Source organism: Paenarthrobacter sp. YAF11_1 (assembly GCF_052113445.1).
In the GTDB taxonomy this organism is placed as follows: Bacteria; Actinomycetota; Actinomycetes; order Actinomycetales; family Micrococcaceae; genus Arthrobacter.
Genome location: NZ_JBFRDF010000014.1, coordinates 152,705 through 176,412 on the forward strand (window position 1 = coordinate 152,705; position 23,708 = coordinate 176,412).

The window sequence follows — 23,708 nt, forward strand, 5'->3', positions numbered from 1 at the left end:
ACGGTATTAACGCTCGACGGCGGAACTTCCCCTACGCCGGAACCCTGCGGTATCAGCCCGCCGCAGTCAGGAACGACTTCAACAACGGCCCGCTGGTGGTGGCTCCCAGCCCGCCGTCTTCAACAAAGACTGCGACTGCCAGGTCCCCGTGGGTCGCCACGATCCAGGCGTGGGTCTTGGGTGGGTTGTCGTTGCCGAATTCCGCGGTCCCGGTCTTGGCTCCCACGGGCGCGCCGGGCACCTCGGCCAGGAACCCTGCGTGCCCGGACGTGACCACGGCGCGCATCATGTCGGCCAGCGAAGCGGCCTCTTCCTTGGTGATCGGCGTCGTGGACGCCGGTGCAGCGCTTGCCGTTGCGGAAGCGGACGACGGCGGGGCCGAGCCGCTTTCCGGGGCCGCAGCACCGCTGGGGTCCTGCGCGGCGTCGGCATTCAGGACGAGCTGCGGTGAAACCGGGGCTCCGTTGGCGACGGAAGCGGCCATGACAGCGGCCGAGAGCGGCGAGAAGAGGACCTTGCCCTGGCCGATCATGGACGCGGCGTGCTCGGTTCCTTCTGCAGCCCCGGGAACCGATCCAAGGAAAGCATCCGCGCCCAGCTTGGGGGCTTCAACGGCCACGCCCAAAGCCTGGGCAGCGGATTCAAGTTGGTCCTGGCTGACGGTTTCGCGGGCGTTGATGAAGGCAGTGTTGCAGGAGTGCGCAAACGCGTCCCTCAGGGCGACGGAGCCCAGTGATGTTTCGGGGTAGCCTTCGGCGTTCTTGAAGGTGCGGCCGTCCACTACGAGCGTTGACGGGCACTCCACCTTGGAATCCGGAGTGGCACCGTTGCGGAACATCGCCAGCGAATCAACCATCTTGAAGGTGGATCCGGGTGCGTACTGTCCCAGGAGTGCAGTGTTGTAGCCGTTACTTCCGGGTCCGGACGCTGCAGCCAGAACGGCACCTGTGGAGGGCCTGAGGGCCACGATGGCGGAAGCCGGTTCGATTCCAGCCAACGTTTCCTCGGCCAACTGCTGAAGCTTCAGGTCCAGGGTGGTCTTGAGCGTGGTGCCGGGCGAGGGAAGGGACGAGAAGAACACCTTGGTGCCGGGGGTTTCGCCGTCGGTCTTTTCAGCGGGGGTGGCCACTACCTCAACGCCGTCTTTGCCACGCAGCAGGGTGTCGTACTTTTGCTGCAGTCCGCCGGTTCCCGTGGTGTCGCCGGCGCGCAGGGCGCCATTGGATTTCTCGATCTGCTCCGCGTTGGCTTGGCCGACGCTCCCCAGCAAGGCGCGGGCAAACGTGCGTGTGGGTGCCAATGCCATGGAGTCCAGGATGCTGACGCCACCGGGAATGGCCTTGATCTTGGCCTCAGTGATGTCAGCGGTGTAAGCGCGGAGGACCAATCCCTCCACAAATGCCTGTGGTCCGGAGGCAGCCACCTGCTTGGCATACTCTTCGGCATCCAAGCCGAGCAAAGCCGCCATGGCACGGGCAGAAGCGTCCGCTTGTTCAGCGGGAACCTTGGTTTTGTCGACGCCTACCCGGAATACTGGGCGGTCCTCAACAATGGGGGCGTCCCCAGCGCCGAGGATCTGGCCGCGCTGGGCGGCAACGGTCTTGACGGACAACGTCTCGCCGTCGGAGAGTTGCGGCGCAAGCAGGGCAGGGCTCCACTGAACGGCCCATTTGTCACCCGACTTCTTCAGCGTGGCGTCGGAGCTGTACTCCCACTTGGCCGAGCCAATGTTCCAGCTGTAGTTAAGGGGGAAAGTTGCGGTGTCGCCGTCCAGCTTCACGTCCCCGGAGGCAACCGACGGCTTCGCGCCCAAGCCCTCGAAGACGGCTTTGAGTTCATCGTTGGCCGCGGCAGCGTCCTTGCCCTCCACGGCGAGCGAACCGACGTCGAGCGCTGCCAGGGAGGAGGCGAACTGCTTGGCTGCTCCCTCCGCACCGGCGCGACCGTCGTCGCAGGCCGTCAGTGAACCAGCCATCACGAGCGCTACGAGACCAAGGACAAAACCCTGCTGCATTTTCAGTTTCCCCATTTGGCACATTATGCCCCGTTCCCCTGACAGTTTCTTGTCGTGCCCGGGAAGCGGACAGCCGCCGCCAGCCAGCCCCGGGAAGAGGCGGCAAGCGACGGCTGTCAGGAACATCAAATTACGGAGCGCAGGTGAACTTTGCATCACCCCAGACACCGTGCGCGCCGTTGACGGAACCGGAAGGGTCCACCACCAGTTCCACGTAGGCCGCGCCCGTCAGGTCAACAGACACCGACTCAGGAGCGAACCCGGGGGTGTAGGTGCGCGACTGGTACTTGTTCACGCCGTCGGCATTGACCTTGAAGATGATGTTGCCACCGAAGCCGCTCTCAAGGCCCACCTGCGAGGTAAACGAGGTGCACCTGCCGCCGAGGTAGTACGTGATCTTCGAGGCAGCGTGGACCCCCAGACCCTTGGCGAACACGGGCTGCTGCCCGGTTACGGGGTCCGTGTAATTGATGGCCAGCGGCTTGTCCGGGGACGACGCGGCGTCCTTGTTGGCCACGTTCTTGCCGATCACGCCGTAACCGTTCAAGGCCTGGACCCACGGGGTTTCGGAGGCGTACACGGAGCCCACCGGCACATTCGGCAAGGGCTGTGAGGTCACTTTCCAATCGAAGAACTTCACCCGGGTGTCTGTCGGCAACGTGACGGATGCCAGTTCCTTGGTGGGGTTCAACCGGACGGTGTTGGAGAACGCCTGATACTTGTACTGCGTGTATTCCGGTGACGGACCGTTGGCGTTGTTGCGACCCTGTTCGGACACGGCCAGGACAGCGCCGTTCAGCACGGAGGGCTGCAGCCAGTTGGGGAAGAAGATGGACTGCTTTTCCATGCTCCCATCGGCATATGTCAGGGTCAGGGTGGGGCTGGTGCCGTTGCCCACCGCGGCAGATCCGAGGACGGCCAGGTGCGTTCCCTTGCCCGTGACGGCGATGGTCTGGGCAGAGAGTGCCACGGAGTTGGGTACGTCCGGTCCAACGGAAGGCCAGGTGTAGTCCACCTGCGTAGGCTTTCCGGCGTCTACCGTTACCGGGCTCCCCGGGCGGACACCGCCTGCCGGAACCGTAGCGGCGGCCAGCTGCTCGGCAGCGAAGGTGGCCCCTCCGCCGTCGAAGTTTCCGAGGGCCTTGCCCGCAACGGTGGTCACCGAGACGGTGTTGTACGCCGCTGCCAGGGAACCGTAGGCGACGTAGATCTGGTTCCCGCCGGTCACCGACTGGGTTGAGCCGGAGGCAGCGTACGACGCCGAAACCCGCACGGTCTGTTGGCCCGCCTTCGCGCTGGAGCCGGGTTTGATGACGAACGTTGCCGTGGTTGTGGCACCGCCGTCGACCTTGGCGGCAGTGGCGCCTGAAGAAGAGACCACGGTCCAGCCTTCAGGGAGCACCGGCGTCAGGACCACGTTGGTCTTTGCCTTGGTTCCGGTGTTCACGAACGCCGCAGTGACAGTGGTTTCCTGGTCCTGGAAGACCTGCTCGCCGGTGGTCACCCGAACTTCAGCCGCGGTGTCCTCCTGGCTCTTGCCGCCCAGTGGTCCGGCCTGCTGGAGTTGCACGGTGGCCGACTGGTTGGAGGCGAGGGAGCCCGTCTTCACCCAGATGGTGCCGTTGTTGGCTTCGTCGAAGTACCAGCCCGTGGTTGCTGCAGCATAGGCGGCCTGGGTGGAGTGTTGGGCGAGCTTGGTGCCGCCGATCTTCACATCCTTGGGTGCTGCGCCCGCGTGAACCTTGAGCTCGTAGGGACGGGCTGCTGCCTTGCCCGTGTAGTCGCCCTTCCGCTCTCCGATGGAGACCTTCACGCTGCTGTTGCCCGTACCGGGAGCATCCACGGTGAAGACCTGGCTGGATGCCTTGCCGTCCTTGAATTCGCGGGTGACCTTGTCGTCCTCGTAGAGAGTGAACGTGTCCTGGCCCTTGGCGTAGACATCCAAAGTGATCATGGAATCTTCGGGAACCAAGGAAGCATTGCGGGCCACGATGCCTTGTGGGATCACCGCGCCTGCACGAACGAAGACCGGAAGCTTGTCCAGCGGCGCGTTGTAGCCGTTGAGGATCTGACCGCCCTGGTAGAGCTTGCCCGTCCAGTAATCCACCCACTGCTGGCCTTCCGGAAGGAAGATGCCGTTGCGGACATCGGTCTGGGTAAAGACCGGAGCCACCAGGAAATCGGAGCCGAGCATGAACTGGTTGTTGGCCTCGGCCCCGTAGGACCACTGCTGGTCAGGGAACTCGAGGGCCATGGAGCGCATCATCGAAACGCCGGTGGTGGAGGATTCCTGAGCCAGCGTGTAGATGAAGGGCATCAATTGCTGGCGGAGCTGGAGGTACTGGCGGTTGATGGCCGTGGCTTCGTCGCCGTAGAGCCACGGACGCTTGTCCGTGGCGGCCCAGCCGGACATGGAGTAGAGCGCCGGGGCAAAAGCTTTCCACTGAAGGTCACGGACGTAGGACTCGGCGGATCCGCCGAAGATGCCATCAACGTCGCCGGTGGTGAACGCCAGACCTGAGTTGCCGGCACCGGTGAGGGCAGAGACCTGCCAGCGGACGGCGTCGAGGTTTCCTGAATGATCACCCGTCCACTGCATGCCGCAACGCTGGGAGCCGGCCCAACCTTCCACCATCAGCGAGGTGCCGCGGGCGTTGGAGTATTGCTCGATCCCGCCGTGCGCAGCTTCGCACCCGGTGAGTGCTTGGCGGTAACCCTGGCCCACCCAGGCGACGTCGAGCTTCCGCAGCCGGACGCCGGCTTCGCCCACTTCATACTCCTGGTTGGTCAAGGAGCGCTGGGTCCAGAGGCCAACTTTGAGGTCGGTTTCTTCCTCGATGTTGCTGACGGTTTCCGGGAGTTGCTGGTACTCGCAGCCGTAACCGTCGTTGACCAGCATCCAGCCGGCCGGCATGTCGTTCTCGACGAACTTCCGCGCGGTCTTGATGGCGTCCGGCGTGCGCTGCTTGGCGCCGTCGGGATCGCCATAGCCGGAGGACGAATAGCCCGGATTGGAGCGGTTGTAGCAGTCGGCATCGCCGTATTCCAGAGCGTAGACCGGAGGCATCATCGGCTTCCCGGTCAGCGTGGTGTAAGCACCCAACGACTGCTTGTAGTCGCCCACGAAGTAGTAGGCGTCAAAGCGCTTTTCCTCATGCGTGGTGGTGGGCTGGCCGCCGAAGTTGTAGGAGCCGCGGGCAAATGTGTCGCGCAGGACGCCATAGCCGTTGGAGGACATGTAGTACGGCACGGCGTTGGGGTAGCCGTCGTCGTCCCAGTCAAAGTTTTTCGCGATGTTGATCAGGGCGCCGGTGTGCACGGAGCGGCCGTTCTGCATGCCGCCGCCGATGAACTGCTCGCCGTCCTGTTGGGCGAGGTGCTGGGTGGCGGAGTTGGCTCCGAAGGTCATGGGTGCGGATTCCTCCAGGACCAGTGAACCGTCAGCCCGGACGACCCGGAGTTGCGTGGTGGCCTTGTTGATCCCAACGCTGATCTTTGCGGTCTTCAGGACCAGCCATTCACCGTCAGTGACAGCAGGCGTGACGCCTGGGAACTTGTCCTTGCCCACCACGATGTTGGCGGTCCTGGCCGGGTCGCCTTGGTCCGTGTTGGCGGGATCCGTGAAGGTTCCGCTGGGGTCAGCTTCCAGGCGGAAGTTGCCGTCGTCCAGGAACGTGACGCGGATGGCGCCCTTTTCGGTGGAAAGGTTCACGATGTTGCCGGACTGGGTAAAGCCCGTCACCGCCCCGAGTGGTACTCCGGCGGCATCGACAGGTACTTCGGGGGTGACGGTTTTGATCGACGCGGGATCGCCGGGGGCGGCGTTCGCTGCAGCGAAGGACAGTGCGGGAATGGCTCCCGCGAGGAGTAATGAGGCGAGGCCGAGTGCAGCGGCCTTCCTGGCTAACGAACCTTTGGTGGTGCGTCCGGAGCTGTTGGGGACAACTCCGGACAGACCCAAGGAGGGTGCGGACATGTGGGGCCAACTTTCGACGAGTGACTCTTTATGATCTAACTCATAGCGAAACGTGCACTAATCGTCACTGCAAAATGCCCAAAGGTCAACCGTTTCACCAAAATTGACCTACCCAACTAAGTCGCAGTTAAAGCCGTTTTGAGCGCTCGGAACGACCTGAAATGCGACTCAGTTGGGTGAATTCAGCGCCCGCGGATGATCCTGCGCTGCGTTGCCACTGCAATGGCGGCCGTGCGGTTATCCACCCCGAGCTTCGAGTAGATATGCACCAAATGTGTCTTCACGGTGGCCTCGGAAATGAAGAGTTGCTTGGCCATGGCCCTGTTGCTCATCCCCGTGGCGAGCAGCTCCAGCAGTTGGACTTCGCGGGCGCTCAACGTCGGGGCTGGATTCCGGATGCGGCCCATAAGACGTGCCGCAACCTCAGGTGCCAGCGCAGTTTGACCGGCGGCCGCAGACAACACAGCCTGACGGATCTGTTCGGGCGGAGCGTCCTTGAGCATGTAGCCGCTGGCACCCGCTTCCACTGCCGCAAGGATATCGGCATCGGTGTCGTACGTGGTCAGAATCAGCACTGGCGGCGGGGGAGTTCCGGCCTCTCCTGCCTTGATTTTCCCGGTGGCCGTGACCCCGTCCATGCCACTGCCCATCTGCAGGTCCATGAGCACAAGATCCACCGGCTCCCCGAGTGCGTGGAGCTTGCCCAACTCAGCCAGCGCCGCGTCGCCGTCGGACGCCTCAGCAACTACCGTGACGCCCGGGAAGTCCGCCAGCATGGCGCGGAGCCCGGCCCTGACCACGGGATGGTCATCCACCAACAAGACCCGGATTTCGCTCATGACACACCATCATCCGCCGGCAGCGGCACACGGACGGCCACCACTGTTCCTTCGCCAGGCGCCGATTCAATCTCCAGGCTGCCTTCCAGCGCGGCCAGCCGCTCACGCAAACTTGCGAGTCCGACACCGGTGCCGTCACCACGCGCTGTACCGTCCGCCGTCGACGGCTCAAAACCCACGCCGTCGTCGAAAACGTCCAAGGTCACCTCAGTGCCCAGAAAGGACAAGGTCACGACGGCGGCACGTGCGTGGGCGTGTGCCCACACGTTCGCGAGGGAAGCCTGGGCGGCCCGGAGCAGGGTGGTCTGGTACGTGTTCGGAAGTTCAACGGGCGTCCCCACCAGCTGGAACCGGCATCGAAGGGCTGTCCCCCTGGCAGCGGCTTCGGTCTCGGTCTTCCCGCAGAGCCTGCGCAGGGTCTCCACCAGGCCGGACTGCTCCAGATCGGGCGACCGCAGGCCCCGGACAAAACTCCGCGCCTCCGCAAGATTGGTGGACGCCGTGTCCTGGACAATCCTGAGCCGCTCCTTGGCCGCCTGTGGATCCCCGTCACCCAAGGCTTTCTCAGCGGACCTGCCCATCAAGATGATGCTGGAGAATCCCTGGGCCAGGGTGTCGTGTATTTCGCGGGCCAGCCGTTCACGCTCAGCCAGCGTGCCGGCGTCGTGCTGGGTTTGCGCAAGTTCGGCGCGCGTCCGCCGGAGATCGTCGGCAACGGTTCGCTGGTTCTCGGCTTCCAGGAACAGCGCCCGGTAGGCCAGCCCGGTGACCACTGCGAAGACGGCCCCAAACACCGGCCCCAGGACCATGGCCAGTTGCAATCCGCCGCCTGCCGATCCCCGGCTATGGAACCACAGAGCACCCACCAGCAGCGCCGTGCTCAGCGCGATGGCAGGGAGGGCAAGCCTCCGGGGGAGCAGGTGGAGCAGCAGGAAGAACAGGGGAAAGGCCACCCAGGCGAAGTCCCCGCTGACCAGCAGGAGCAGCAACCAGAGCAGCATGACCACGGCCAACCACCACCGCGCATACGGCGTGGGGTTGAAACGGGAGGCCTCGGCGGCGTGGCGCTTCTCAAGGATTGTGCCAGCGAGATACACCAAGGCCAGCAAGGCAGATAACCCCAGCCCCGCCGCCACGGCCACCGGCGATGGCGCCCCGGACGTTCCAACTCCGGTCAGCAAGCGAACAACCGCCACCAGCAGCAGCACCGCGAAGCCGACGTGCAGGGACACCCGCAGCACGCGAAGGATGGTGGCGGCGCCGGTGGACTGCATGCCTCCCAGCGTATCCCCGGCAAGTCCGCGCAGGCTCCGTATTCGACGTCCCTACGCGTGAATCAACCATTCGGATGATCGCCATCCCAACCTCTCGTCGCCGGCTGATCCATCCGGCTCCCGATGTGCCGGGGCACCATCACCGGAATGGTTGTAAGTACCGGGATCAAGCCCGCAATCAAGCAAAGGATTCTGATGTTTCTCGCCATCCGCGACATCCGTTTTGCCAAGGGCCGCTTCGCGCTCATGGGCAGCGTGGTCGCCCTGATCACCTTGCTCCTCGTCATGCTGTCCGGGCTGACGGCAGGCCTGGGCAACCAGTCGACGTCGGCCATTGCGACGCTGCCCGTGCAGCAAATCGTGTTTGGCGCCCCCGCAGGCGGTGAGCCGAAGGCGTCGTACACCGAGTCTGAGGTGTCCACGACACAACTCGAAGCCTGGCGGGAACAGCCGGGCGTCACGTCAACGCAAGCACTGGGGATCAGCCAAAGCCGGTTCCAGTCCCTGGACGATGCCGGTGCCCCTGGCGGCACCGCGAACGTTGCGGTCTTTGGCGGTGGGCCCGCCCCAGCCACTGTGAAGGACGGGAGCGTCATCATCGGCGAATCCCTGGCCAAGGATCTGTCCCTGACTCCCGGCAGTCGTGTCAGCGTTGGGGGCACGGAGCTGGCCGTGGCCGACGTTGTGGAGGACCAGTGGTACTCGCACACCGGCGTCATCTGGACCACCCTTGATTCCTGGCGGACCATCGCGCACGCGGCCCCGGGTACTGCTACCGTTCTCGCCGTAACGCACGACGCCGGGACCCCCTTGGACTTCGACGCCGCCAACGCGGCGGCCGGCACGGTGAGCACGGATCCCGTGGGTTCGTTCCAGGCACTTTCCTCGTATAAGAGCGAGAACGGCTCACTCATGCTGATGCAGGCATTTCTTTACGGCATCTCCGCACTGGTGATCATTGCCTTCCTGACGGTCTGGACCGTGCAGCGGACCCGCGATATCGCCGTACTCAAGGCTTTGGGCGCATCCTCGGGGTACGTTCTCAAGGACGCCTTGGCCCAAGCCGCCATGGTGCTGCTGGCGGGCGCAGCCGTGGGTGGTGCCATTGGCCTGGCCGGGGGAGTCTTCGCCGCCCAGGCCGCTCCCTTCCTGATTACTCCCCTGACAAGCCTGGTCCCCGTGGTGGGAATCGTTGTGCTGGGGTTGGCAGGCGCGGTTCTCGCGGTCCGCAAAGTCACCTCCGTGGATCCACTGCTCGCCCTCGGCGGCAACTAATACATTCCCTGAAAGGCATACACCGTGACACACGCACTGAACCTCGTCAACGTCTCGCTTGAGTACCCGGATGGTGGCTCCGTCCTGAAGGCTCTGGACGCCGTCAACCTCACCGTCAGCAGGGGTGGGTTCCTGTCCCTGGTGGGTCCCTCCGGATCCGGAAAATCATCCTTGCTCGCAGTAGCGGCCACTCTGGTCAAACCCAGTAGCGGGCTGGTGGTGATCGATGGTCAAGACGTCTCCGCCCTCAAGGAGGCCGACCGCACGGCGCTTCGCCGGGACAAGGTGGGCATCATCTTCCAGCAGCCAAACCTGCTTCCCTCGCTGACCGCCGTCGAGCAGTTGCTGATCCGCGAGCACGTGCGGGGCAATCCGTTGAAGGAAGCCCGCCGCACGGCCGAAGGGCTGCTGGACGTTGTGGGCCTGTCCGCAGCGGCGCACAAAAGGCCCCACCAGCTGTCAGGGGGACAGCGACAACGGGTGAACATTGCCCGGGCGCTCATGGGCAACCCCACCGTCCTGCTGGTGGACGAACCAACCGCGGCCCTTGACCATGAACGCAGTGAGTCGATCGTCCGGCTGCTGCGGCGGGTGACGGATGAGTTCTCCACGGCTACTGTCATGGTCACGCACGACACCGAGTTCCTGCCCCTCACGGATGCAGTCGCCACCATGCGCGACGGACGGATCAGCCCCGCGTTGGTCCCCGCTGCGCAGCCCAACTAGGTCGCAGCAGAGCGCGTTCTGAGCCGTCAAAACGCGCTTACCTGCGACTCAGTTGGGTGAGCCGAGGAGGGCATCGTCCTGGGCGTCGTCGTAGGCGTCGCGGGCCTCGAGAATGCTGGGGACGTGGCTCTCCGCCCACTGGCGCAGCATGGTCAGCGGCTGCAGCAGTGATTCGCCCAGGGCCGTCAGCTCATACTCAACACGTGGCGGTACCTGTGCGTAGACGGTCCGTGTAATCAGGCCGTCGCGCTCCAAGGTGCGCAAGGTTTGGGTCAGGACCTTCGGAGTTACGACGTTGACCATTTTGCGAAGTTCCGAAAAACGGACCGGCCCGTCCCCGAGTACCTGAATCACCAAAGACGCCCACTTATCGCCGATGCGCTGAAAAACCACCCGCGACGGGCAGTTGGGGTCCAGGACGTTGCCGGCAAGGTCATTAGTATCCACGAGGTAACTCAGTTCCTTTGAAGCTATCAGTATCCAATGGATACCGTTGTCTTATTGCAAGGATACCAACCCCAAGGAGAGCTATGAAAATCGCAGTCTACGGCGCAACGGGCATGGTCGGCAGCCAGATCGTCAACGAGTCCATCACCCGCGGCCACCAGGTCACGGCCATCTCGCGCAAGGGCACGGAGGTTCCCGGCGCTGCCGCCCAGGCGGCGGATCTGGCTGACGGACAAGCGTTCGCCTCCATCGCAAAAGAGCACGACGTCGTGGTGCTGGCTACGGGCCCCAGCCGCACCGGCGGCGACCATGGCGAATGGCTCGATGCCATGGCTACCGCCTACAGCAACGCCGAAGGAACGCGGCTCTTGATCGTCGGCGGTGCCGGCACCTTGGAAATCGATGGCGTCCGCCTGCTCGATTCCCCGGACTTCCCGGAGGCATATAAAGCTGAGGCGACCACCGCAGCAACAGCCCTCGAGGCCGTCAAGCAGACCCCGGAATCCGTTGATTGGACCGTCCTTGCCCCGGCCCCGGTCATCCAGCCGGGCGAACGCACCGGTCAATACACCGTGGCCAAGGATTCCCCTGCCGGCAACAGCATCTCTTCGCAGGATTACGCAGTAGCCATGGTGGACGAGATCGAAAGCCCGGCCTACCGACGCGCCCGTTTCACGGCCGCCAACTAGCCCAGGCTAAAGCCCCAGGCCCAGCCCGGGTACCCGCATTCCAAAGATGTCCTTGAGGGCATGTTTCGCTGCGTGGTACCCGGGCATTCCTGTTACACCCGGCCCAGGCGGAGTGGACGACGAACACAGATACACACCCGGCATCGGCGTCCTCCACGGCACGTTGGACACCACGGGCCGCTGCACCAGGCCACGCAGGTCCAGGAGGCCGGCGCTGAAGTCGCCCCCAACATAGTTCTCGTTGTACGCAGCCAATTCCGCCGCCGTCGTGGTTTGTGAAGCGACCACGACGTCCCGGAAGCCGGGGGCGTACTGCTCAATCCGGGCCGTGACGGCCTCAGCCATGTCCACTGTGGAATTGGCAGGCACATGGCAATAGGACCAGAGAATCTGGCGGCCTTCCGGTGCCCGGGTGGGGTCCACCACCGATGGCTGGGACACCAGGACGTAGGGCTGTTTGGGGTGCTTCCCCATGTCCACCAGGTTCTCGGACTCGGCCATGGCAAGCCGCGAGCCACCCACATGGACGGTTCCTGCCTTCGCCAGTCCGGAATCCAGCCACGGAACCGGTCCCGACAGGATGAAATCAACCTTGCATGCTGCATTCCCGAACCGGAATGTTTCAAGTGCACGCCGGTAGCGGTCGGGAACTTCAGTTCCGCCGAGCCTCGCCAAGGTGGGCGGAGCAACGTCCAGCAGGATGGTCTTCGCAGGCCGGACCTGATCCAGCGAGTCGACACGTTCACCCACGTGGATTGTCCCGCCGTGGGCTGTCAGGTCGTCCGCCATGGCCGTCGCGATGGACATCGAACCGCCAACGGGTATCGCCCATCCTTCCACGTGGGCCAGCGTGCTGAGCAGCAGGCCGGCACCGGTGGAACTGAGGGACGGTTGGGAGCCCAGGGCGTGCGACATGACCCCCGTCAACAGCGCGGGAGCCGCGTCTTCCCGGAAGCGGCGGCTCCAGAACGGCGTCCCCTGATCAAGGGTGGCAAGCCCGAACAGGACGGCCGCGATGGGGTCCTTCGGGATACGCAGGAGTTGGTTGGAGGTAAAGTCCACCACTCCGTTGACCCGCTCCACCAAGGGCCCTAAGAGCCGCCGGTATGCCTCACCGTCCATGCCCAATTCCAGGACGGTCCGCTCCAGCGACTGGTACGCCAGCGCCGCACCGCCTGTGTCCAAGGGAGTGCCGTGCTGGACTTCGGGCACCCGGAGGTCTATCCGCCGGGAAAGCTCGAAGGCGCGGAAGAACGGTGACGCCAGGGCCATGGGATGGACGGCGGAGCAGACATCGTAGAGGTAGCCCGGTTCCATGAGTTCACTGGTACGCGAGCCACCGCCGATTGCGTCAGCGGCCTCGTAAAGGTGGACGTCCAGTCCGGCGCGCGCCATGACTACTGCGGCGGCCAGACCGTTCGGACCGGCTCCGACGACGGCGACATCACCCATCTCCGTTTACCTCCGCTCGCTGGACTGCTGGGGTTCGGTGGCGCGGTGGGCGGTGCTCCAAGGCAACAAAGACCGCGAGGGACGGAAGAGGTCTATCCGGAGCCAATCCGACGCCCCATTAAAGGGCCCTCCATGGGGATCGTCCTCGCCATGGAAACGCAACGGGTCCTGTGCCGGATCCCAGATGTCCATGACCACTCGTGCCATCAGATAGGCGGTCACCGTCATGTGCAGGCCGACTGCCAGGACGTAGTAGGACATATCGATGTTGTGCTGGACGGAGCCGCCGCTGGTCGCCTGGCCCAAGTACATCCAAATGGCAGCCCAATGCAGTCCCTCGGCTGCCTGCCAGATGAGGAAGTCGCGCCAGCGCGGCCGGGCCAGCGCCAGGAGCGGGATGAGCCAGATGACAAATTGTGGTGAGTACACCTTGTTGGTGAGGATGAACGCAGCAACTATGAGAAACACGAGCTGGGCGATCCGGGGCCGCCGCGGCGCACACAACGCCAGGGCTCCGATGAGTGCACACGCCAGGATGAACAGGTACAGCGCCAGCGAGTTGATGGTGGCCGCGTTCATTTGCGTCCACTGGACCCGGTCGGCCACCAGGTTGTAAGCAAACCACGGGGAACTGTACCCCGCCGGGCGTTCCTGGGTGAACTCAAAGAAGTAGCGCCAGCCGGAGGGATTCATCGCGGCGATCGGCAGGTTGACTGCCAGCCACGAAGCCAAGGCGGCACCTGCGGTGATGAAGAACGTCCGCAGTTTGCCGCTGCGCAGAGCCAGGACCAGTACAGCGCCGAGGATCAGGACGGGGTAGAGCTTGGTGGCCGTGCCCAGGCCGATGAACACGCCGGCCAACATCAGTTTGTCCCGTGAGAAGAAGTACATTCCCAGGGCCAGCAGCCCCACGGCCCACATATCCCAGTTGATGAAGCCGGCAAGGATGATCCCGGGGGCGACGGCCACCATGGCGGCGTCCCAGGGGCGACGCTTGTTGATTCGTGCCGTCAGCAGCACGGTGATCATCCAGACGGCCACGATCAACGTCGCATTGATATCGAAGTAGCCCAGGATGCGTTCGCTGCCCACCCCTTGGCCAGGGACCATCAAGGCGGTGATACCGGCGATGATTCCCATGAGGACGGGGTACTCGAACAGGCTGCCTTGCGTGAAGAAGGGGAAGACGCCGTCGCCGAGGCCGCGGTTCTTGAAGAGCTCGGGGAAGTCGGAGTAGCAGGTGGCGTAGAACTGCCCTGGCGTTTGCCACCCGTTGGCGCGGCAGTATTCTTTGGCCAGGAAAGCCAGCAGCGCGGCCACCACGGTCAGGACGATGAGGACCCGCTCAACGGTGAACGGCCCGGAGGAGACCTTTCCCGGAGACGAGCGCTTCCCCAAGGGGCCGCCTATGAGCTCCGTGAAGTTCCGGAGCAAGGAGTCGCTGCGGCTGGGAACCACAAAGCGGGCACGCTTTTGCTGCCGGTGCGGCTTCGTCTCCTGCATGGATCGAGCTTACCGTCACGCCTTGGCCTGCAGCATCACGCGCGGCAAGCATCCCTCCGTTGTAACGCCGTTAAGTTGTATCGCCGTTAAAAGGGGGGGAGCCCACGCGTAGCCGCGTGGGCTCCTTGAGGTTCAGCATGAAGGTGTGGCACCTGAACTCCTTAGGGACGGTTGCAGGGCATCAGCGGATGAGTCCCATTTGGTGCAGGACAACGTAGACGTCTTCACGGCGCTGGTCGAGCAACTGGCCGTTGAACAGGGTGCGGTCCTTAGGAGCGTTGGTGCTCTTGAAGAAGCGCATGTCTTCTGGGCGTTTTCGCATGGTTCACCTCCTTTCCAGGGGGAATCATCGGAATTTAGGCGCAACAATTAGAGCCATATGAATTCGAAAGAAATCAAGGCCAAAAAGGGCATAAAGAGCCGAGGCTAATAAAGGGGATTTGCGGACCGAACCGAAAAGGGTATCGTCATGCAATAGCGCGTGCTTCCGGCAGTCGACCCAACAAGAAGCTGGTTCCGAACTTTGGGGAAACTGCGCACCCGCGGCATGCTGCGTGGGTCCGCGCCTACAACTGACTACTCAGAAGGCCAACCACGGAGAGTGGCCGACCATGAAACTCCGCCGGCGTCAGGGCCGGTCCGGATGGTTCAGGAGTGGGTCAGAGAGCAAAAATGGCGTCGATCATCAGCAGAGGCCGGGGTAGCAGTGACGGTCAACTTCCGTCCGCTAGTCAAAGTAATCATTTTTCCCAACCTCCTATTCTGGCCGTTACAGCCTGCTGTGGCATTGTCCCGGCTGACTGACCGATGAATGCACGCCTGGTTCCCGGCGGGTCGCTCTGGGAACAAGATATAAGCTACCCCATCAACAGGGGATTTGACCAGCACAATTGACTAATTCCCCAAAAGTTTTTTCATATTCGTGTTTTAGAGACCCCAACGCACAATTGCCGGCGTTCGCTTATCCCAACCGAGAGTGCAAACCTTCGCCGTTCCCAGAATGAAATGACGGCCCTCGCGGGCGTCCATTTCCAGCCAGCGGGCAGTCAGAATCCGGGAGAAATGTCCGTGTGCCACCACCAGGACATTGTCCATGCCGGATTCCAGGATGCGTCCAATGATCTTGTCGGCCCGGGCAGCTACTTCGTCCAGGCTTTCACCGTTGGGCACACCGTCCGTCCAGATGAGGTAGTCCGGGTTGTCCTTGCGGATGAGGTCGGAGCTGATGCCTTCGTAGTCGCCGTAGTTCCATTCGACCGCCAAGGGCTCATGCACGGCTTCCGGGTAGCCGGCCAATTCTGCCGTACGGCGGGCGCGGCGGAGCGGCGAGGTCAGGACCAGGTCAAAGTCGATCCCTTCCAGCACCTTGCGGGCCTCTACCGCCTGCTGCTCACCCTCGACGGTGAGGGGAAGGTCCGTCAGGCCGGTGTACTGGCCGCTCTTGGACCACTCCGTCTCGCCGTGGCGAAGGATCCAGAGTTGCGGACGTGGGGAAGTCGCAGCGTTCATGAGGGCTCCTCAGTTTCGGTCAAAGGCTCGACGACGGCGGACTCGGGTTGCGCTTCCCACCAAGCCAAAAGCTTCTGCTCGGCTTCCTCGGGGGACAGCGGTCCGTGTTCCATGCGTTCTTCGAGAAGGAACTTGTAGGCCTTGCCCACCACCGGACCGGGCTTTAGCCCCAGGAGTGCCATGATCTGCGCTCCATCAAGGTCCGGGCGCACAGCCGCCAGCGATTCCTGCTCCAAGAGCGTTGTGATGCGTTGCTCAAGGTCATCGTAGGCGAAGGACAAGCGGTCGGCCTTGCGCTGGTTACGCGTGGTGACGTCGGACCGTGTGAGGCGGTGCAGGCGCTCCAGCAGGGGACCGGCGTCGGTTACGTAGCGACGGACTGCGGAATCGCTCCAGCCCGCATCGCCGTAGCCGTAGAAGCGCATGTGGAGTTCCACCAGGCGTGACACTGCTTTGATCGACTCGTTGTCGAAACGCAGTGCCTTCATCCTCTTCGCCGTCAGCTTGGACCCCACAACATCGTGATGGCGGAAGCTGACTGCGCCGCCCGGTTCAAAACGACGCGTCGCCGGCTTGCCGACGTCGTGCATTAACGCTGCGAACCTCAGCACGAAGTCCGGGCCGGGCACCGGGCCGTCAGGTCCTGTTTCCAGGGCAGCGGCCTGCTCCAGTACCTGCAGGGAGTGCTGGTACACGTCCTTGTGGCGGTGGTGCTCATCGGCTTCGAGGCGCAACGCCGAAACCTCCGGAAGCACGAATTCAGCGAGCCCCGTGTCCACCAGGAGGTCGATGCCCACGCGGGGGTGCGCTCCGTTAATGAGCTTGACCAGCTCTTCACGGACGCGCTCGGCGGAGATGATCTTGATGCGGTCTGCCATTTGCGACATCGCGAGCCGGACGTCGTCGTGGACCGACACGCCCAGCTGGGACGCGAAACGGGCCGCCCGCATCATCCGCAGGGGATCGTCCGAGAAGGACGCTTCCGGCGCGCCTGGTGTGGCGAGCTCCGAGGCATGGAGATCGCGGACACCGCCGAAGGGATCCACCAGTTCAAGGCTGGGCAGCCGCAGTGCCATGGCGTTGATGGTGAAGTCCCGGCGCAGCAGGTCGTCGGTCAGGGAGTTGCCGAAGGCCACCACCGGCTTGCGGGAATCGGGGTCGTAGGCCTCCGCACGGTACGTGGTGATTTCGATCTGGAAGCCGCTCTTCTTCATCCCGATGGTGCCGAAGGCGCGCCCGATTTCCCAGAAGTTGTCCGCCCACTTCTTGATGACGGCGATTGTCTGGTCCGGCGTGGCGTCGGTGGTGAAGTCGAGGTCAGGGGATGTCCTCCCCAAGAAGAGGTCGCGCACGGGCCCACCAACCAAGGACAGCTCAAAGCCGGCGTCGACAAAGCGCTGCCCGAGGTCGAGCACCACCGGGTCGATGGTGAAGTTAACTGAAGAGCTGTCCAATACGTGCGCCATAGTTCCTTAAGCTTGGCAGATTTTTGCTCGGCATTGGGCCACTGTTCCATGCGAAATCAAGCATGTGTCCGCGGAGCATCTCCTGCAGTCCATCTTGTGGCCATGTCCCGGTCATCACTCGAGGGCAAGAGTCGTTAGAGTGGACCTCATGGCCAACCCGATCCCGAGCGCTCCTGGCAGGAGGACAAACGCACCGTTGCCGTCGGCAATCGGCGCGCACGTCGCGCCTGCCCAGCAGCACCCGGTCCAGGCCTCGCTTCCCACGGTGGAGGAAGTGTCAGCGGGCGGCGTTGTAGTAGACACGTCCGACGGCGAACTCCGGGTTGCGATTATTGCCCGCCTTAACAGGGGTGGCCGGCTGGAATGGTGCCTGCCGAAGGGCCACCCGGAAGGCCGCGAGAACAACGAGGAAGCTGCTGTCCGTGAGATCGCCGAGGAAACCGGCATCGAAGGCAGCATCCTGGCCCCCTTGGGCAGCATCGATTACTGGTTCACCGTGAGCGGCCACCGGGTGCACAAAACAGTGCACCATTTCCTGCTCCGGGCAACGGGTGGAGAGCTGACCATCGAGAATGATCCTGATCAGGAAGCCGTGGACGCGGCGTGGGTTCCCATCCACGAACTGGCCCGCAAACTGTCCTTTCCGAATGAACGCCGCATCGCCGACCTGGCACGGGAAGTGCTGCCGGAACACCTCTGACCCGGGTACATGGGACGATAAAGGCGATGTCTGAAGCCAAAACCACCCAGTCCGTTCAATCCGGAGAAGCCCGTTCCAGCGCCATCATGGCTGCAGGGACGCTGGTTTCCCGGTTCCTAGGCTTCGCCAAAACATGGATGCTGGGCGCAGCACTCGGCCTCGGTTCCACGGTCAATGACACATTCATCAACGCAAACAACCTGCCCAACCTGATCTTCCTGTTGGTTGCCGGCGGCGTCTTCAATGCCGTCCTGGTTCCGCAGATCATCAAAGCCAGCAAGGCCCCGGACCGCGGTGCGGACTACATCAGCCGCCTCCTGACCCTGGCCGTGCTGGTGCTGCTTGCGTTGACGGCGCTGGTGACGCTCGCGGCACCCTTGGTCATCGACCTCACCACGCAGGGCTACTCCGAACAACAAAAAGCCTTGGCCGTCACCTTCGCTTTCTGGTGCCTGCCCCAGATCTTCTTCTACGGGCTCTATGCCCTCCTGACGCAGGTGCTGAACGCCCACGGAGCATTCGGGCCTGCCATGTGGGCCCCCATCCTCAACAACCTGGTGGCCATTGCCGGCTTGGGCATGTTCATCTGGATCCTCGGTTCCAACCTCACCAACCCGCATACTTTGGACAACTGGGGCCCCACCCAGACGTTCCTGATCGCGGGGTTCTCAACCTTCGGCGTGATCGCCCAGACCGCCATTCTCCTCATTCCCGTCTTCCGGCTGCGCCTCGGTTTGCGTCCCCGCTTCGGTTGGCGCGGTGTCGGGCTGGGCCAGGCAGCCAAGCTGAGCGTCTGGACACTGGCGACCGCCGCCGTCGGGCAGTTGGCGTTCCTTTATGTCATGAGGATCGCTACCATTCCCGGCGCTGAGCGCCTCCGGCTGGATAACGCAGGGGACAAGGCCGCTGCTGCCGTCCTTCCCGGTAACGCCGTCCTGGAAGTCGCAAGCCAGCTGTATTTGCTGCCGCACTCGATCATCGCGTTGTCCTTGGCCACGGTCCTCTTTAACCGCATGACCCGCGCGTCGCAGGATGGCAACAAAGCCGAACTGCGTGACGCCCTGTCCCACGGACTGCGCACCATGGCCGTGGCCACTGTCTTCGGCGCCTTGGCCTTGTTCGCGTTGGCCGGCCCGCTGGGCATGTTCTTCTCCGGCGGCAAGCCGCAGGACGGCGTCATGCTGGCCCAAACGCTCACCATCCTGGCCCTCAGCACGCCGTTCCTGAGCGCAAACTTCATGATGTCCCGCGTGTTCTACGCCAACGAGGACGCCCGTACACCCCTTTACGTCCAGTTGTGGCTGGCCGTCATCTACGTGGTGGGCGCGTTCTTCATTCAGTTCCTCCCCGTGGGCCAGATCATTTACGCGATCGCCATCCTGTACACGCTGGGCAATATTCTCTCCGTGGTGATCAGCGTGATGTTCCTGCGCCGGATGCTGGGGCATCTCGACGGTCCACGCATCGCCAATTCATACATCCGCATGGGCTACGCCGGCCTTGGTTCTGCTCTTGCCGGCGCCGGCGCCCTGTGGCTGCTGGGCAGCTACCGCGCTGACGGTTTCGCGTGGAGCAGCCGCCCAGCCGCTTTGGTGACGGTGGCCGTCGTCGGGCCCGTCATGCTGGTCGCCTACCTGGTCCTGCTCCGCGTCTTCCATGTCACCGAACTCCGCGACCTCCTGCGGCCGCTCATGGGACGCTTCGGACGCGGCACCCCCGCACCGGTTAGCGGCGCCGTTGTAGAACCCACGACGGCGGCACGCGCCACGGTCTCGGACGATACCGGGTTGATTCCGCGCATCTCGGGCGAGTTCGACGCCGAGTCCTACCGTGCAGGCCCAGCTGTGGAACGCGTTCCTTCCCAGCCCGCCGAGGACGTCCCGGATGCACCGAAAACGTACCTGCCGGAGGAGGACGCTGCCAGCACGGCCCGGGGCAGCAGGTTCCGCCCTCAGGTCCCGTTGCCAGGCCGACGCACCTACCAAGGCGATGCCGGACGCAATCCCTACTTCCCAACGCGCGGAAACCACCGGAAGTGAGCCGGTGGCGCCAACGTGGGCGCAGGGCAGCAATCGGCTAGGCTAGAAAATGAATACAGGTAGTTGCAAAAGCGGTTGAACCGGCTCGCCGGGCCGGCCTCGTGCACCACCCGCAGCTCCCGGACAGCCTAGGAGGAACACGTGTCCCACCCGATCGACGTCGGATCAGTACTTGGCGGCCGCTATAAGGTCACAGCCAATGTGTTGACCTCGCATGACCAAGATCAGGTGCTCGACGGCGTGGACCAGGTCCTCAACCGTCCCGTGAGCATCCTTGTCGCCGGCCCCGGAAACGCTGAGCAGGTTGCCCAGAGTGCCCGCGAGGTCGCTACGGGGGAACGCCCGGGCCATGTCCAGATCCTGGACCTTGGCGTCAGCGACAACACCACCTACCTCATCACCAACCACAGCAGCGCGCCTGATTTGCTGGACCTCGTGGTCGCCACCAACCCGCCCTACATCGAGCCGTTCTTCACTGAGACGCTCGGCAGCGAGATCTTTGGCCAGGCACGTACGCACGAGCCCGAAACTTACGACGGCCTTTACGAAGACGACGAACACGACGCCGAGTACATCCAGTACGACGAAAATGGCTACCCCATTCCGAACGAGGGCGATACCGATCCTGCTGCCGCCCCTCAGGGCAGTAACGTACCTCCCATGCCTGCGTCCAGCCCGTCGTCGTCCAAGAGCGGCATAGCCGGCAAGCTGGCTGCTGCCGCCGCCGGCGCTGGTGCCGCCGGTTTGGCCGCCTGGAAGAACTCCGGGACCAAGAACCACGACGCCGGTGCTGCCGCCGGCAGTGGTGCCGCTGACTCTGGCTCCGGTGCCGCTGCGTCGGGTTCTGGCGCGGCGGGTGCTGGTGCGGCGGGTGCATCGGCTCAGCCGCCAACGCAGGCCGTGACATCACAGCCAACACCTCCCCAGGCTCCGCCGGCAGCCCCGGCGCAGCCGCCAACACAGGCCGTCAATGCCCAGCCTGCACCGACTCGTGAACCGGCAGAACCCAAGGTTTCCCTGTGGTCCGAAGAGGACTATGGCTTTGCCGGGGGTGGTGCTGCCGCTGGCGGAGGCGCCGCTGCTGTCGGTGGTGCAGCTGCTGCGGCTCGAGGTACCTCCGACTCCGGTTACGACCGCGCCCCCACCAGCTTCCCGGCGTCGGCCGCTGTCCAGGAAGACTACGACGACGAGGAAGTGTACGAGGACGACGCTCCGGAGAAGGAGCCGCGTTCCCTCCGTTGGCTCGTCGGCGGCCTGCTTGCTGCCGTATTGATCGTGGGACTTGTCCTCGCCGTCACCAACCTGGGCAGCCTCCTTCCCAGCGGAGCCCCGGCAGCCACGCAGAGTACCTCCGCACCTGAAACCAGCAGCACGCAATCCGAGGAGCCAACACCTTCGGAGACGGCGCCGCCGGCCGCACCGCCCGCCATCGAGGGCATCTCGCGCCTCGGTGACTTCCCCTTCGCGGCCACGTACGACAAAGACCTCGCGAGGGCCTTCGACGGCAACGCGGCAAGCTACTGGTCTGACATGGAATTTGCCACAGCCGACTGGGGTGGACTCGTCACCAACATGCCGCTGGTGATCGAGCTCAAGGAAAAGACTGAGGTCAAGTCCATCGTGCTGAACCAGTTGGGTGGATCCGGCGGCAGCATCAGCGTTTACACCAACGACCGCCCTGCCATGGACGGAGCCAAGCTTGTGGGCACCAACAGCTTCACGTCCCCGGAGCTGACCATGCCCCTGGCTGCGCCGACGCAGACCCAGTACGTCATTGTGGACATCAAGGCCCTGCCAAAGCTGGCTGCACCGAAGACCCGTTTCGGATTCGGCCTGCGTCTGGCAGAGGTCACCGTTCAGTAGCCCCACCCAATCAGGTAAGCAGTAGAGGCCGTTGTGACTCGTCATAACGGCCTCTACTGCTCTCTGCATTGGCGTCACCGCTTATAAGCGGGACGCGTGCAGACGGTACCCTTAACAATGGTGGCTTTGAGGGTCCCCATCTCCAACGGAATATTTGGGGTGTAACCGGGGTTGAGTCAGGTGGCTGCCCCGAAAGCCGCAGCATCGACTAAGGAAGAGGTTCACGCCACGTGAGCATTGCAGAAAACAGCGCATCGCAGGTGCGTGACGTCATCATCGTAGGTTCAGGCCCCGCCGGCTACACCGCCGCCGTTTACACCGCCCGTGCCAACATGAAGCCTCTGCTCATTGCCGGTTCCGTCACCGCTGGTGGCGAACTCATGAACACCACGGACGTGGAAAACTACCCGGGCTTCCCCGACGGCATCATGGGCCCGGACCTCATGGAGAACTTCGAAAAGCAAGCCGCACGTTTCGGTACCGAAATCCAGTTCGAGGACGTCACCGAACTTGACCTCGACGGGGACATCAAGACCGTGACCATCGGTACGGGGGAGACCTTCCAGGCGAAGGCCATCATCCTGTCCACTGGTTCGGCCTACCGCGAGCTCGGCTTGGCGAACGAAAAGCGCCTCTCAGGCCACGGCGTCAGCTGGTGTGCAACCTGCGACGGTTTCTTCTTCAAGGATCAGGACATCGCCGTTATCGGTGGTGGCGACTCCGCCATGGAGGAAGCACTGTTCCTCACCAAGTTTGCAAAGTCCGTCACGGTGGTCCACCGGCGCGATACGCTCAAGGCTTCAAAGATCATGGGCGATCGCGCGCAGGCTCACGAGAAGATCAACTTCGTGTGGAACACTGCCGTTGAGGACGTTCTGGGTGGAGACAAGGTCACTGGCCTGAAGCTGAAGAACCTCGTGGATGGCACCGAGTCCGAACTCGCTGTCACCGGCGTCTTCGTCGCTATCGGTAACGATCCCCGCACGGACCTCATCAAGGGCAAGGTTGATCTGACGCCCGAGGGAACCATCGCCGTGGAAGGCCGCAGCTCCCGGACCAACATCAAGGGTGTCTTCGCCGCGGGCGACGTCATCGACCCCACCTACCGCCAGGCCATCACGGCTTCGGGCTCCGGTTGTGTAGCGGCCCTCGATGTTGAGCACTACCTCGCAGACTTGCACTCCTAAGCTGCATCCAAGCAACCATACGAAGGGAAAAGTTATGAGCAACGCAAAAGACGTAACTGACGCAAGCTTCAGCACTGATGTCCTGGCTTCCGAGAAGCCGGTCATTGTGGACTTCTGGGCAGAGTGGTGCGGCCCCTGCCGCAAGCTCGGGCCCATCCTCGACGAGATCTCCGTTGAGTACGGCGACAAGGTTGACGTTGTGAAACTCAACGTCGACGACAACCCTGCCATCGCCGCCGAATACGGCATCACGTCCATCCCGGCCGTGTACCTGTTCAGTGGGGGAGAAGTGAAGAGCACTGTCATTGGCGCCAAGCCGAAGCAGTTCTTCGAGAAGGAATTCGCGGACGTCCTGTCCTAGGGTCGATTCCTCACCCTGATTCAAAAAAGCCGGCGGTTGCTGCTCCTCACGGAGCGGGAGCCGCCGGTTTTTGTCGTCTTTAGGGAAATGAACCATTTGCGTTTACTTTTCGTGTTGTGGTTGCCGTGGAAGGCATGGGATCCGCTCAATGGGCGCGCTTCACGTCACCCTACCTGGGGTAGGCCAAACTGGGCCCTCTCTCACCTCCCACGCCCTCCCACCCCACCCTCTCTCACCTCCCGCGTCCTCCACCCCCACCCTCTCTCACCTCCCACACCCTCCAACCCCACCCTCTCTCACCTCCCACACCCTCCACCCCCACCCTCTCTCACCTCCCACACCCTCCACCCCCACCCTCTCTCACCTCCCACACCCTCCACCCCCACCC

Annotated in this window: 18 protein-coding genes; 8 read left to right on the plus strand and 10 right to left on the minus strand. The window is 63.5% G+C overall.

The genetic code is table 11. The annotated features are described in order from the left end of the window. Positions 1–52: 52 nt before the first annotated feature. From AB4Y77_RS19230 to AB4Y77_RS19245, 4 genes are all read right to left on the minus strand, one after another. A complete protein-coding gene (locus AB4Y77_RS19230) occupies positions 53–2,038 on the minus strand; it encodes a penicillin-binding transpeptidase domain-containing protein (RefSeq protein WP_311212500.1) in 1,986 nt (661 codons plus the stop codon). Positions 2,039–2,144: 106 nt separating this feature from the next. After that, complete coding sequence (locus AB4Y77_RS19235) at positions 2,145–5,990, minus strand: NPCBM/NEW2 domain-containing protein (RefSeq protein ID WP_442015027.1); 3,846 nt, start codon at positions 5,988–5,990, stop codon at positions 2,145–2,147. A gap of 182 nt (positions 5,991–6,172) precedes the next feature. Then, positions 6,173–6,829 (minus strand): response regulator transcription factor, encoded by a 657-nt coding sequence (locus tag AB4Y77_RS19240; protein ID WP_311212502.1) that lies wholly within the window; start codon positions 6,827–6,829, stop codon positions 6,173–6,175. Next, positions 6,826–8,103, minus strand: a complete 1,278-nt coding sequence (locus AB4Y77_RS19245) for a sensor histidine kinase (RefSeq protein WP_442015028.1) — start codon at positions 8,101–8,103, stop codon at positions 6,826–6,828. Before AB4Y77_RS19245 ends, AB4Y77_RS19240 begins: the two co-directional genes overlap by 4 nt. A 195-nt stretch (positions 8,104–8,298) precedes the next feature. Between AB4Y77_RS19245 and AB4Y77_RS19250 the strand changes: the two genes are divergently transcribed. Together AB4Y77_RS19250 and AB4Y77_RS19255 are read left to right on the plus strand one after the other, a co-directional pair. Beyond that, entirely contained in the window at positions 8,299–9,378 is a 1,080-nt protein-coding gene (locus AB4Y77_RS19250) for an ABC transporter permease (protein WP_442015029.1), read from the plus strand. Between the two features lie 24 nt (positions 9,379–9,402). After that, complete coding sequence (locus AB4Y77_RS19255) at positions 9,403–10,104, plus strand: ABC transporter ATP-binding protein (RefSeq protein WP_442015030.1); 702 nt, start codon at positions 9,403–9,405, stop codon at positions 10,102–10,104. Positions 10,105–10,152: 48 nt separating this feature from the next. On the opposite strand, the gene AB4Y77_RS19260 is transcribed toward AB4Y77_RS19255, so the two are convergent. Then, positions 10,153–10,551, minus strand: a complete 399-nt coding sequence (locus tag AB4Y77_RS19260; RefSeq protein ID WP_442015031.1) for a winged helix-turn-helix transcriptional regulator — start codon at positions 10,549–10,551, stop codon at positions 10,153–10,155. 83 nt (positions 10,552–10,634) lie between these two features. On the opposite strand from AB4Y77_RS19260, the gene AB4Y77_RS19265 reads away from it, so the two are divergent. Continuing rightward, positions 10,635–11,240 carry an NAD(P)-dependent oxidoreductase gene (locus tag AB4Y77_RS19265; protein ID WP_442015032.1) on the plus strand — a complete coding sequence of 202 codons (606 nt, stop codon included), beginning with the start codon at positions 10,635–10,637 and terminating at the stop codon, positions 11,238–11,240. Positions 11,241–11,246: 6 nt separating this feature from the next. On the opposite strand, the gene AB4Y77_RS19270 is transcribed toward AB4Y77_RS19265, so the two are convergent. The 5 genes from AB4Y77_RS19270 to AB4Y77_RS19290 all read right to left on the minus strand — a co-directional run bounded on the left by AB4Y77_RS19270 (position 11,247) and on the right by AB4Y77_RS19290 (position 17,170). Next, complete coding sequence (locus tag AB4Y77_RS19270; RefSeq protein WP_442015033.1) at positions 11,247–12,692, minus strand: phytoene desaturase family protein; 1,446 nt, start codon at positions 12,690–12,692, stop codon at positions 11,247–11,249. Between the two features lie 6 nt (positions 12,693–12,698). Then, positions 12,699–14,195 carry a glycosyltransferase family 87 protein gene (locus tag AB4Y77_RS19275; RefSeq protein ID WP_442015034.1) on the minus strand — a complete coding sequence of 499 codons (1,497 nt, stop codon included), beginning with the start codon at positions 14,193–14,195 and terminating at the stop codon, positions 12,699–12,701. A gap of 181 nt (positions 14,196–14,376) precedes the next feature. Continuing rightward, a complete protein-coding gene (locus tag AB4Y77_RS19280; RefSeq protein ID WP_181151794.1) occupies positions 14,377–14,517 on the minus strand; it encodes a hypothetical protein in 141 nt (46 codons plus the stop codon). A 605-nt stretch (positions 14,518–15,122) separates the two neighbouring features. Further along, entirely contained in the window at positions 15,123–15,704 is a 582-nt protein-coding gene (locus AB4Y77_RS19285; protein ID WP_311212510.1) for a histidine phosphatase family protein, read from the minus strand. Next, entirely contained in the window at positions 15,701–17,170 is a 1,470-nt protein-coding gene (locus tag AB4Y77_RS19290; protein WP_442015035.1) for a CCA tRNA nucleotidyltransferase, read from the minus strand. Before AB4Y77_RS19290 ends, AB4Y77_RS19285 begins: the two co-directional genes overlap by 4 nt. A 196-nt stretch (positions 17,171–17,366) precedes the next feature. On the opposite strand from AB4Y77_RS19290, the gene AB4Y77_RS19295 reads away from it, so the two are divergent. The 5 genes from AB4Y77_RS19295 to trxA all read left to right on the plus strand — a co-directional run bounded on the left by AB4Y77_RS19295 (position 17,367) and on the right by trxA (position 23,320). Beyond that, entirely contained in the window at positions 17,367–17,870 is a 504-nt protein-coding gene (locus AB4Y77_RS19295; RefSeq protein WP_311212644.1) for an NUDIX hydrolase, read from the plus strand. Between the two features lie 26 nt (positions 17,871–17,896). Then, positions 17,897–19,909: a murein biosynthesis integral membrane protein MurJ gene (gene murJ / locus AB4Y77_RS19300; protein WP_442015036.1), complete on the plus strand. Its 2,013-nt coding sequence runs from the start codon at positions 17,897–17,899 to the stop codon at positions 19,907–19,909. A gap of 141 nt (positions 19,910–20,050) precedes the next feature. Continuing rightward, on the plus strand, positions 20,051–21,772 hold the full coding sequence (locus AB4Y77_RS19305; protein WP_442015037.1) for an ABC transporter substrate-binding protein: 1,722 nt from the start codon (positions 20,051–20,053) through the stop codon (positions 21,770–21,772). Positions 21,773–22,002: 230 nt separating this feature from the next. Continuing rightward, positions 22,003–22,959 (plus strand): thioredoxin-disulfide reductase, encoded by a 957-nt coding sequence (gene trxB / locus AB4Y77_RS19310; protein ID WP_311212514.1) that lies wholly within the window; start codon positions 22,003–22,005, stop codon positions 22,957–22,959. 34 nt (positions 22,960–22,993) lie between these two features. Beyond that, positions 22,994–23,320 (plus strand): thioredoxin, encoded by a 327-nt coding sequence (trxA, locus tag AB4Y77_RS19315; RefSeq protein ID WP_021473158.1) that lies wholly within the window; start codon positions 22,994–22,996, stop codon positions 23,318–23,320. The last annotated feature ends 388 nt before the right edge of the window (positions 23,321–23,708 follow it).

Excerpts from the sequence above, each read along its gene's own strand:
- AB4Y77_RS19280 (WP_181151794.1), bottom strand. The coding sequence starts at position 14,517 with ATGCGAAAACGCCCAGAAGACATGCGCTTCTTCAAGAGCACCAACGCT.
- AB4Y77_RS19265 (WP_442015032.1), top strand. The coding sequence starts at position 10,635 with ATGAAAATCGCAGTCTACGGCGCAACGGGCATGGTCGGCAGCCAGATC.
- AB4Y77_RS19230 (WP_311212500.1), bottom strand. The coding sequence starts at position 2,038 with ATGTGCCAAATGGGGAAACTGAAAATGCAGCAGGGTTTTGTCCTTGGT.
- AB4Y77_RS19245 (WP_442015028.1), bottom strand. The coding sequence starts at position 8,103 with ATGCAGTCCACCGGCGCCGCCACCATCCTTCGCGTGCTGCGGGTGTCC.
- AB4Y77_RS19275 (WP_442015034.1), bottom strand. The coding sequence starts at position 14,195 with ATGCAGGAGACGAAGCCGCACCGGCAGCAAAAGCGTGCCCGCTTTGTG.
- AB4Y77_RS19240 (WP_311212502.1), bottom strand. The coding sequence starts at position 6,829 with ATGAGCGAAATCCGGGTCTTGTTGGTGGATGACCATCCCGTGGTCAGG.
- trxA (WP_021473158.1), top strand. The coding sequence starts at position 22,994 with ATGAGCAACGCAAAAGACGTAACTGACGCAAGCTTCAGCACTGATGTC.
- AB4Y77_RS19270 (WP_442015033.1), bottom strand. The coding sequence starts at position 12,692 with ATGGGTGATGTCGCCGTCGTCGGAGCCGGTCCGAACGGTCTGGCCGCC.
- murJ (WP_442015036.1), top strand. The coding sequence starts at position 17,897 with ATGTCTGAAGCCAAAACCACCCAGTCCGTTCAATCCGGAGAAGCCCGT.
- AB4Y77_RS19250 (WP_442015029.1), top strand. The coding sequence starts at position 8,299 with ATGTTTCTCGCCATCCGCGACATCCGTTTTGCCAAGGGCCGCTTCGCG.
- AB4Y77_RS19285 (WP_311212510.1), bottom strand. The coding sequence starts at position 15,704 with ATGAACGCTGCGACTTCCCCACGTCCGCAACTCTGGATCCTTCGCCAC.
- AB4Y77_RS19235 (WP_442015027.1), bottom strand. The coding sequence starts at position 5,990 with ATGTCCGCACCCTCCTTGGGTCTGTCCGGAGTTGTCCCCAACAGCTCC.
- AB4Y77_RS19290 (WP_442015035.1), bottom strand. The coding sequence starts at position 17,170 with ATGGCGCACGTATTGGACAGCTCTTCAGTTAACTTCACCATCGACCCG.